This window comes from Rothia uropygialis, assembly GCF_004137765.1.
Lineage (GTDB): Bacteria > Actinomycetota > Actinomycetes > Actinomycetales > Micrococcaceae > Rothia.
Window position 1 is genome coordinate 412,464 of record NZ_NOIS01000004.1, and the last position, 10,002, is coordinate 422,465.

The 10,002-nt window shown below is 61.6% G+C and carries 8 protein-coding genes; 2 read left to right on the forward strand and 6 right to left on the reverse strand.

The features are described from left to right. Nucleotides 1-192 precede the first annotated feature (192 nt). Nucleotides 193-1,122, forward strand: coding sequence for a DMT family transporter (locus EWV35_RS11105; protein WP_129661857.1), 930 nt, complete (start codon nt 193-195; stop codon nt 1,120-1,122). 189 nt (nt 1,123-1,311) lie between these two features. Here EWV35_RS11105 and EWV35_RS11110 read toward each other — a convergent pair whose 3' ends face one another. The 6 genes from EWV35_RS11110 to EWV35_RS11135 form a co-directional block, all read right to left on the reverse strand. Next, the gene (locus EWV35_RS11110) at nt 1,312-2,673 is read right to left on the reverse strand and encodes a polysaccharide biosynthesis protein (protein ID WP_238654431.1); all 1,362 of its coding nucleotides are present in this window, start codon (nt 2,671-2,673) and stop codon (nt 1,312-1,314) included. 8 nt (nt 2,674-2,681) lie between these two features. Further along, a complete protein-coding gene (locus EWV35_RS11115; RefSeq protein ID WP_129661859.1) occupies nt 2,682-3,557 on the reverse strand; it encodes a glycosyltransferase family 2 protein in 876 nt (291 codons plus the stop codon). Further along, nucleotides 3,554-4,096, reverse strand: a complete 543-nt coding sequence (locus EWV35_RS11120; protein ID WP_129661862.1) for a DUF2304 domain-containing protein — start codon at nt 4,094-4,096, stop codon at nt 3,554-3,556. The genes EWV35_RS11115 and EWV35_RS11120 overlap by 4 nt, the downstream gene beginning before the upstream one ends. After that, a complete protein-coding gene (locus EWV35_RS11125; RefSeq protein ID WP_238147664.1) occupies nt 4,093-4,848 on the reverse strand; it encodes a glycosyltransferase family 2 protein in 756 nt (251 codons plus the stop codon). The genes EWV35_RS11120 and EWV35_RS11125 overlap by 4 nt, the downstream gene beginning before the upstream one ends. 95 nt (nt 4,849-4,943) lie before the next feature. Next, nucleotides 4,944-7,055, reverse strand: a complete 2,112-nt coding sequence (locus EWV35_RS11130; protein ID WP_129661864.1) for a DUF6541 family protein — start codon at nt 7,053-7,055, stop codon at nt 4,944-4,946. Nucleotides 7,056-7,166: 111 nt separating this feature from the next. Next, nucleotides 7,167-9,200: a DUF6541 family protein gene (locus tag EWV35_RS11135; RefSeq protein WP_129661866.1), complete on the reverse strand. Its 2,034-nt coding sequence runs from the start codon at nt 9,198-9,200 to the stop codon at nt 7,167-7,169. Nucleotides 9,201-9,416: 216 nt separating this feature from the next. Between EWV35_RS11135 and EWV35_RS11140 the strand changes: the two genes are divergently transcribed. Then, nucleotides 9,417-9,914, forward strand: a complete 498-nt coding sequence (locus tag EWV35_RS11140) for a GNAT family N-acetyltransferase (RefSeq protein WP_129661868.1) — start codon at nt 9,417-9,419, stop codon at nt 9,912-9,914. Nucleotides 9,915-10,002 lie beyond the last annotated feature (88 nt).

Below are 10,002 nucleotides of genomic sequence, written 5' to 3' on the forward strand. Positions count from 1 at the left end.
CCGAATCGGAGACCCCCGCTGTCCTCTGCTCTCCAGCGCGGCAGCATACACGGCTCGGATAAGACCTACACGTCCGTTCCGCCCAGGAACGGACCAGTTGCGTGACCTTATATGCAGAATCGCGGATGTGTATGGATAGCGTGATCGCCCGAGCCGCCCCGCATGATTCCCTGACAGCCCTAGACTGGTCGGGTGAGTTCCTCTGCCCTCGCCATGGTCCTGGTCGCCGCCGTCCTCCATGCGGCGTGGAACCTGGCTGCCAAAGCGAAGCGTGGTGATGCGTACACCTTCGTCTGGTGGTACGCGGTGGCGACCGCCGCATTCACCGCGCCGATCGGCCTCGGGCAAATCATTCAGTCCGGCGGCTGGAACATGGTCGAACCGGGGCTCGTGTGGGCTCCGGCTTTTTCGGCTGCCATTCACATCGGCTACAACCTCGCGCTTCAGATCGGGTACGATCGCGCTCCGCTCGGCGTCGTCTACCCCGCGGCTCGAGGAACCGGACCGGTCCTGACCATGATCGTGGCGGTGGCGTTTCTGTCCGAACGCCCCGGGTGGTGGGCTCTTGCCGGGGCCTTGGTGATCGTTGGCGGGATCGTGGTTACGGCGGTGCCGGGGAGGAACCCAGAGTCCAGCAGGAGCCTGCTCAAGAATTCCGTGGCCGTCACAGACGGCCTCTCCGATACCTCCGGCTCCCGAATTCTCGCGGGCCTCCGATGGGGAGTGCTCACGGGCGCTTTCATCGCCGGATACACCTTGTGGGACGACCATTCGGTGACCGCTCTGGGCCAATCCCCGATTCCCTACTTTGCACTGTCGTCGGTGTATCAGGCGATATTCATGACCGTGGGTTTAGGACGACGACGCCGTTCCGCATTAAGCGGTTCCCTGAAATCGAATTGGCGCATCATTGCAACCATCGGGGCTCTCTCGCCCGCGGCGTACATCCTCGTGCTCACGGTGATGCAAACCCAGCCTGTTTCGTTGGTCGCGCCATTGCGCGAGACGAGCATTGTGGTCGGTTCGTTGCTCGCGTGGCTCATCTTCAAGGAGCCACGACCTGGCAGACGCCTCATCGGGGCGCTGCTGGTGGTGGGTGGCGTCGCTCTGATCAGCGTCTAACCGCGGGATGACGCCGGGCACCGCTTCGAGCCACTACCCGCCTTGGTGAGGGAACGACTAGGGTAAATACTCGGCTTCCCGCACTGAGCGCGGTCGCGTATTCACACGTGAGTAAGGCGCCGTCCGCACGAACTAAAAAACCGGCACCTCATGACGACACACCGGCAGATGCACGACCGGGCGACGGTGTCAGGCGGTTACAGCTTTACGGGACACGACTGACATTCCCACGAGGTGGATCATGAAACCGCACGCGGGCCCCACATACAAGGCGATGATCGTACGGGGCACGAGGTCGAGAGGCAGGAAGAGCAGCGCGACCGCGATGATCGCCGCGACAACCCACCCGATAATGTACAGCCGGTGCGCATTGAGAGCCAGGACCGCGGTACCGGACAGAACCAGCAAGGCCATGATCGCCGATCCGAAAGTCAGCGTCCCCAGCAACCACCCGTGGATGACGTCGTGATAGGCGGCAGATTCCTCCGGTTTGGGCGCGTAGATGAGGAAGAACAGCCATGGACCGATGATCCATGCCAGAACCGCCCCGAAGAGCCCGATCCCAAGGAGGGCCCCGGAAGGCTTGACCATGGCCGCCAACGGGCGATGACGCTGCTTTAGGAACGCGGAAATCGCCACGCCCTGGAACGCCTGCAAGGGGATCATGATCGGCGAGCGCGTGATCGAGATCGCGAGGATCAACGCACCCATTGCGATCTTGGTGTAGGTCGAGGCGTCCGCCCCGGCACTGGCCTTGAGGATCACCGGCAAACCGACCATCAACACGGCCGACGCCGCAGAGGAACCCATCGCAAAGAGGACGTTCTGGACGAACCGCCCGGTTCCGACGTCGGCCTTGGCGGCGAACGTTCGACGGCCTTCCCGGGTGAACAGTGCTATGAGGATCCAGAGAAGCACGGGAGAGACCGCAGCCGCCTCGAGACCCCCGATCGACCCGGCGATCAGAGCCACCGCGACCATGGCGACCAAACGCCACGCGGCCTCGCCTCCGCCGAGCCCGGCGAACTGGAACCACTTCTCGCGCCCGGCGGCGGCACCACTCATGGTCGAATGCAATGCGTACAGACATGGGCCGATGCACAGCATCAGCACCGCAAATCCTGTACCGCTGGGGACCTGTCCGTGAGCCCAGACGGGCGAGGTCGCGGCGACGATCACCGCGATGACGATCCCAAACCCCGCGGCGACAGTCATTACATGCGCCCCGGGACGATGCGACTTGTCCAGATTCGTTCGCAGCTCGGCGGCACCGACCGCACGAGTCGTCTCCTGCTGAAGTCCTGCGACGATTCCGTAGATACCGAAGAGCGCCGACCAGAAGACCAGGAATTCCGTGACCTGCTCGCCGGCGAGCGCGTGCTTCGCGATGAAGGTTGCGCCCAGCGCCGAGACAGCCGAAATCATAGAGGCCAGCAGGATTCCAGTGGATTCCTTCTTGGTGACGGACCTCTGCCCGGCCTTGTTCTCGCCGGTTACCTCGGACCCCACACCGCTGACCTCGGGGGCCTCCCCTTCGCCTGCTCGGACCATTCGATCCCCTACTTGACCAGGTGAGATGCCAGGTTTTTCACGCCACCCCAGTTTTTGATCTTCGCGGCCTTGGGCAACAGGCTCGCCGCGTGGAGACGGGAGGAGACGTGCAGGCGCGCAACCGCGGCAGCTTTCTTCCATCCCAGAGCGCCCATTTCTTCCGCCATGGTCGCGAAGAAACGGCGCTCCTCGTCGAATCGTGTGCCGTCCAGTGCGCGCCACGAGGAATCGGAAGCCTTGTGGCGGCGGTACATGAATGCCGCGGTTTCGTCATAGAAAAGGGCACCGCCGCTCATTGCAACGTCCATGACCAGGCACATGTCCTGCACGACGTCAAGTCCCTCGCGGAAGCCCAATCCGACGATGGTCTCCGCACGCCATCCCAGGGACGGGAAGTACAGCCAGTCGCCGCGCAAGATCGATACGGCAAGCTCTTCGCCCTTGAGAAGGGTCGTCTGATTGGGACGGTAAAACGCCTTGGTTTTCTCGACCAACGTATTTGACGGCGCGTTGTTCTCGTCGATCACGAATACGCCCGGCTGGAAGATATTGGCGTCGGGGTTCTCCTCGGCCGCCTTGACGAACCAGTCGACATAATTCGGCATCATGACGTCGTCAGCGCCCATGATCACCACGAGCTCGTTCTCCACGAAGGTGAGGCACTTGCGGTAGTTTCCGTTGGCACCGAGATTCTTCTCGTTGCGCATGTAGGTGACACGGTCGTCCTGAAGGGATTCGAACCAACCGGGGATCGAGTCGTCGGGGTAGCCGTCGTCGACGACGATCAACCGCCAGTCCGTGTTCGTCTGGTGCAGCACGGATTCGACCGCCTGCTTCATCAGGGAGACGTCTCCGTAGTAGGGGAACAGAATGTCAACGGTCATGGCTTCTCCGTCGGGTCGTGGGATTCATCGGTGGTCCGGTGGTCGATGTTGCGGGTTGAGGGCCGGTGGGGACCGTCCTCCTGGCCATCGGACCCAGCCGCGCTGGACCCGTGGATGTCGATACTGTACGGTTCACCCTGGTCGTCAACCTGGATGATGGGCAACGAAGAAGTCGGATTGCGGTTTCTCTCGACCCGCTCGAGTTGGCGGTTGAGCAGTGACCTTTGGATCGCGGCTTCCTCTGCCAGGACGCGCGTCTCGTCTTCGAGTCTCGAGATCTCCAGTGACAAGTGGAGGCAGACCCCGAGCAGCAGGACAAGACCGATCAGGAAGAGAAGGTTGACCGGCGTCACGACGCCGACCAACGAGGAGAGCGAGTCCAGAAGCTTCGGGAAGATCATCAGGATTGCGATGACCACCGCGGTCAGCAACCACAGGGCAGCGTATTTCTCGCGGAGTTTCAGGTTCCTGACCAGGCGGATCACTGCAACAACGAGGATCAGCCCGAGGATCAGAAAGAATATCGATGCCGTATTCACTCGTGGCCTCCCTCGGCGTCATTCAAGGAGATGCGTTTGCGCGTCATGGAGATGAAGAACGCGAACATTGATCTGATCAGGTAAATCGCGGATTTCCACGGATTGTTGGAGGGAGTGCCTGCCTGTCGCTCTCGCATTTCGACCGGCACCTGGGTCACCGACAGGCCTGCGCGGAGCGCCATGGCCAATGAGTCGACCGTGTCCCCGAGGTACTCGGCGGGGAAGTATCGGCAGTACTGGGCGATCGCGCGTCGGTTCGCTGCGCGGAATCCGCTCGTGACGTCCGTCAGCCGGGTTTTGGCCACACGAGAGAACATCGCGGCCAGCATGCCCATGGCCCAACGGCGGGGACCGGTGGCCTTGTAGCTGCCGCGTTCGGCGAAACGTGCCCCGATCGAGATATCGGCATGGTCCAACCCCTGCAGGACCCGTTCGATGTCCCGCGGATCGTGTTGACCGTCGGCATCCACCTGAATGGCACGGTCGTACTCGAGGCGCTGGGCGTATTTGAACCCGGCACGCATCGCTCCGCCGACACCCATGTTGTAGGGCAGCTGAAGAACGCTCGCGCCAGCAGCCCGGGCGATGCGCGAGGTGTCGTCGGTCGAGCCGTCGTCGACGACCAACAGGTCGTGGTCCGGCATGGTGGATTGAAGCTCACGGATGGTTGATCCGATCACTTCTTCCTCGTTCCATGCAGGCATGATGATGAGGCAGCTCACCGTGGGATGAGCGTCGGATGAGTTCGCCATAGTTCCTCTAGCCTACCTTCTCGCCGGGTTGACCAGCGTGTACGGGACGCGGCCTACGGGTAATGACCTTTGTGCCACCGCTCTCGTTCTGCCGACTAATCGCACGCTGTGATCTTGAGCAGCTTCGCATCCCCGGATTGGTACACCGGTGTGGCAACACCGCTATTCTCAAGGTCCTGCAAGCCTTGGAATGCGGCGGAATGGTCTCCTTGGTTGACCTCTTCGGTCCCGAAGTCCAAGACGTACTTGGCTTTGTCCTGCTTGACGGCCTGACAGACCTTCGGGTCTTCGCCCGCTTTGTTGAGCGAGCTATCGAAGAGTTCTGCGTTCTTGGCGGGGGTATAGAGGGTGTGGGCCGCCGTGACCTGGCGATCCGCGAGCGCGTAGGCGAGAGCGCCACCGGTCCACGGGTTCACGATAACCGTGTCATCCTTCGGAACATAGTCGTCGAGGTGTTCGATGACGTTGAGTTCGTCCTTGTCAACGAGTTGTGCCTCCTCGGAGGCGTAGTAGCTCCAGTAGGAAGAATTGACTATGTCGGTCAGGGGGCGCGAGAACTGAGTCAACCCGAGGGCGAGGATTACCGTGATCGCGGAAACCGCTCCGAGAACTTGAGGGCCCCGATCCTTCCAGCGCTCGAGCACGGATGATGTCAGGAGCGCCTGGGTGATCCAGTGCACCCCGACGATGGCCAGTGGCACAGCGGCCACGGGCAAAAGGGCCGCGAGCCGATACGGGTCGTTGTACCACACGCCGGTCGCCCACATCCGGTCCTGGTCCCACTGGAGCCAACGCACGCAAATGTAGTAGTAAACCAGCACGCCGTAGACAAGAGCGAGCCATACGTTGCGGCGCGTGTACAAGACCGCGAGGATACCCAGCATGGCCAGGACCGAGAGCACCCATTGGGCCTGAGTCAGACTCAAGGGGCTGTTGAGCAGGGCCTCGCCGAATGCTTGGGTATCCGACGTCGCCGGTCCCCACGTTGCCGCACCGGGTTCCGGACGCACGAGTCCCCACAGGTACCAGATGACCCAGAGCAGGATAACCACCAGGACGAGCTGCACGGCCGCGACTCCGAGGCTTGTTCTACGGGTTGCGGCGCGCCAAATCTGCACGGCACCGCGGACCACCAGAATCGGCACGGTCATGATCAGCAACGACATCACGGCGTTGGGGTGCGCGAAGGCGATGCCCAGCGCAACGACGATGCCGAGCAACAGGGACTGGACCGTATTGACCCGGCGTATTGCCGAGACTCGAAGCATGTTGATGATGAGCCCGAGTCCGGCCGGGATGAGGGCCAGTCCCAGGAAGTTGGGGTACAGCACCCCGAAAAAGATCAACAGCACGGGGAAGGCCGCGAAGCCGGACAGAATGGCTCCCGCGGCCACGACCGAGGGGAGGTTGAAGCGCATCATCGAACGCATCAGGTAAAGAACGGATAGCGGCCACACCGCTACGGCGACGACTATGATCATCGCGTTGGTTGCCGCAGGAATCGATCCCTGGCTCGCCGTCATGAAAACAAGCGAGACGACGTCGTGCCATGCCGCAGGGTAGAAAGTCGCGTCCGTCCCGCCGGCCGTCATGTTGCTGACGAACAGGGATGAACCATTGTGCTGTTCGGCAATGTACCGAATCACGTTGAGGTGGAAGTTGTTGTCGAAGGTCTGCGAGAACCTGTCCGGGCCACCAAGGGAATTCTTCATGGTTCGGAGCATTGCCAGGGCAGCAATAACGAAGGAGATCCAGTATGCGAGCTGTCCGCGCGAGAACCACCGCCCGGGGACAAGATCACCACCGAGACGCGAGGGCCCGGTCCATCGGGACGACCCTGCCGATACGGTCGAATCCGAAGGATCGTTCCATGGCTCGCGGCCCGTCTGGCCCCTCCTGGAAGCCTTGGTCCGGTTCTTGTCCCGCACCGGATAATCGGCGACACCCAGAGCACGTGCCCCCCATGCGATGAGCCCGAAGACGACTCCGGTCACGAGTCCGGCGGCGAAGGGCACCCAGAGCGCCCATCCGATGCCGATCATCGGCGAGAGGACCGCTGAGACCGCAATCAAACCAATTGAAACCGCGGGAGCCAGAGCGACGGCGTCGAAGCCTCGCATCCGGACGGCCAACGTGACGAGGAGACCCGGCACGATCATCAGGCTGAGGCATACAGCCAGGGCGGGTACCAGGCTCAACCATTCCATGGGCTCAACGGCTCCGATCAGTTGGGTGCATATCGAGCAAACTCCCACAATCTTAGTGCTTACAACGGTTCTTGTTGGCTGGCTCACCGTGAGGTTGCTAACCGTTGGACGTTAACCGCAGGCCGTGACTTTCAAAATTTTGGCATTTCCCGACTGGTACACAGGCTCGGCTACCCCCGCCTGCTCAAGGCCCTGAAGACCCCCGTAAACGGAAGCGTGGTTGACTCCGTTCATCTCGCGCGTACCGAAGTCCAGAACGTAATAAGCCCGAATGGTCTCCACGTCACGACACACCGCAGGATCGCTCAGAGCGCGTTCCAGACTCTTGTCGAGTCGGTTGACCTCCGGGGTTCGGGTTTCGAGGAGATGGTAGGAGCTGACTTTCTGCCCCGTCAGAGCATATGCCATCGCTCCGCCCGTCCATGGGTTGACCATGAGCGTATCTTCACGCGGGACGAAGTCGGGCACATGGCGGATAACGTCGAGTTCGTCGCTCGTCACCAGCTCCGAGTTCGGAGCAGCCCGAAAGCGCTCCTCGGCGAGGGCTCTTCCCTCCTTCATGGAGTTTGCGGCGAAGATCGGCAGAGAGATAGCAACGACGGCCAGCAAACCCAACACAACCTTCACGGTCTGAACAAGGGCAGGACGCGAGGCGGGACGCACTTCGACGCGCGTGCCCGCCTCCCATTCAAGCGGTCGACGGACCCCAAGCGATCTCCATCCGGTTACTCGCGCGTACAGCACCTGCAGGACCCAACCCGAGGCAATCGCAATCATGGGGATCCCGATGGTCGGGAACAGAGAAGTCAGTCGGTACGGATCGTTGTACCAGACACCCGTCAGGGCGTCGCGCCACTCCCATGGCATCGTCTCGACCGCAACATAAAGAATGACGAGTATCGCATACGCGAAAACCATCCACGCATGACGCCGCAGGTACAAAAGAATCACGGCGCTGACTATGATCGCACCGCAAATGACCGCGGATACTTCGTACCCCGCAGGCGCCATCCCCAGGGCGTCCAGCACAGACTCCCCTACAGGGATTTGGCGCAGCGGATTCGGCTCAAAGGTTTTGGGGCGCAGTAGAACCCATATGAAGGGAACCACCACGAGGCAAAGCACGAGGATTGCGATCTCAATGGCCGGATACCGTGGACGACTCGAGCCCACCGGCAGCGATCTGCTGCCCGTGGACCGGACGACCCCCGTCACGAGAGACACGATGCGCGCGATGACAGCCGGAACCGCCACCGCGATGAGAGACACGATGGCGTTGGGGTGGGACAGTACGATCCCGAGGGCACCCATGAGCCCCAGAACGAGTGCCTGGGACCGTAGGATCCTGGAGTCCGGTCCGCCACGGAGAGCCCAGACGATAAGACCGAGCCCGGCCGGAACGGCGGCATTGCCCAGGAGGTTCGGGTAAAGGATTCCGTATGTCTGGAGCAAGACCGGGAACACTACAAAGGCGCCCGACAGGGCGCCGGCCAACAGCCAGGAGTACCGGTTGCGTGTCAGCGACCGGATCAAAAACATGATGCTGACCGGCCACACCAGTGCCGTCACGAAGTAGGTGACCACATTGGTCGCCGCAGGGACCGATATGCCCGTTGTCGAGACCAGGATTGCGGCCAGCGCGTGCCAGACCGAAGGGTAGAAGAACGCTGGCGTGCCGCCCGCGTTCAGAGACCCCACAAACATCGGCGAGGCATTTCCGTTATCGACGATGTACCGAACAGCATTGAGGTGGAAAGTGTTGTCGAACGCCTGGGAAAAATGTTCCATCCCGCCGGTAATGTGGGCGGTCTGCCAAATGCCCACCGCGACGCCGATGCCCAAACCCACCCAGGCCGCGGTGGACCCCCGTCGCGAACCCAGGACGGGCAACGCCGTCGTGATCGTCGATTCCGGCTCCGGCTCACGTCGCCGGAGCCTACTCACATAGCTCCTGCGAGGAACGAGATAGATGACCGCCGCCGCGACGAAACCGAGAGCCAGGGGCATCCACCAGCCCCACGGCACACCGAACTGGCCTCCCACGACCGCGCTCACCCCAACGCAGAACAGCGATATCACAGGCGAGAGGGCGAAAGCGTCGAAGCCTCGTATACGAGTGGCTGCAGTGACGAGCAATCCGGGCACGACAAAGCAGAGTCCACACACAATGAAAGCTAGAATCATGAGGCGCTCCGGGACAGGTCAGGCGGCGTACAGGCAAATCACCTGGGCTGCAGAAAAGCTACAAAAGTGCTCTGAATAAAACGTATTAAGCACCTCAAGAAAGTATATGTTGTTCACATCCTCAACGTACTCAGCGGCCCGAACGGACAGGCTGCACGCGTTGACTACGCTGGACCCATGAGCAGAAACAACACGGTCGACGAATCCGCCGCGGCGCCGCAGAATCCAGAAGGACGCCCAACCGTACGACGGGGGCATTGGCTTGATCTAGACCCTCGCACGACCTACGAGCTCGCGAGGCTTCGGTATCAGGTCTTCACGATGGGCCAAGGAATTACGTCCGAACAGGATCTTGATGGGAAAGACCTCGAACCCGGCACCACTACATATTGGATCGAAGTGGACGGTCTCCCGGTCTCCACATTGCGTGTCCTCGTCCAGCCATCGGGCAATCCCGCAATCGGACGGGTTGCGACGTCGCCGTCCCACCGCGGAGAGGGTTTGGCCGGCACGCTTATGGAAGCGGCCGTTTCGGACAATGCCCACAAGCTGATCGATCTGCACGCACAGGCGTACCTCGAGAAATGGTATGAGGGGTTCGGGTTCGTTCGTGCAGCCCACCCCGACACCGAAGCAGGCATCCCCCACATCCCCATGCACCGACCCACCACCTAACCCACCCCCCGGGGGGCCAGCACAAGGGGGTTAAACACAAAAAAGGTGCAGCACGATGCACACCACCACCCCACCACAACGACAGGAC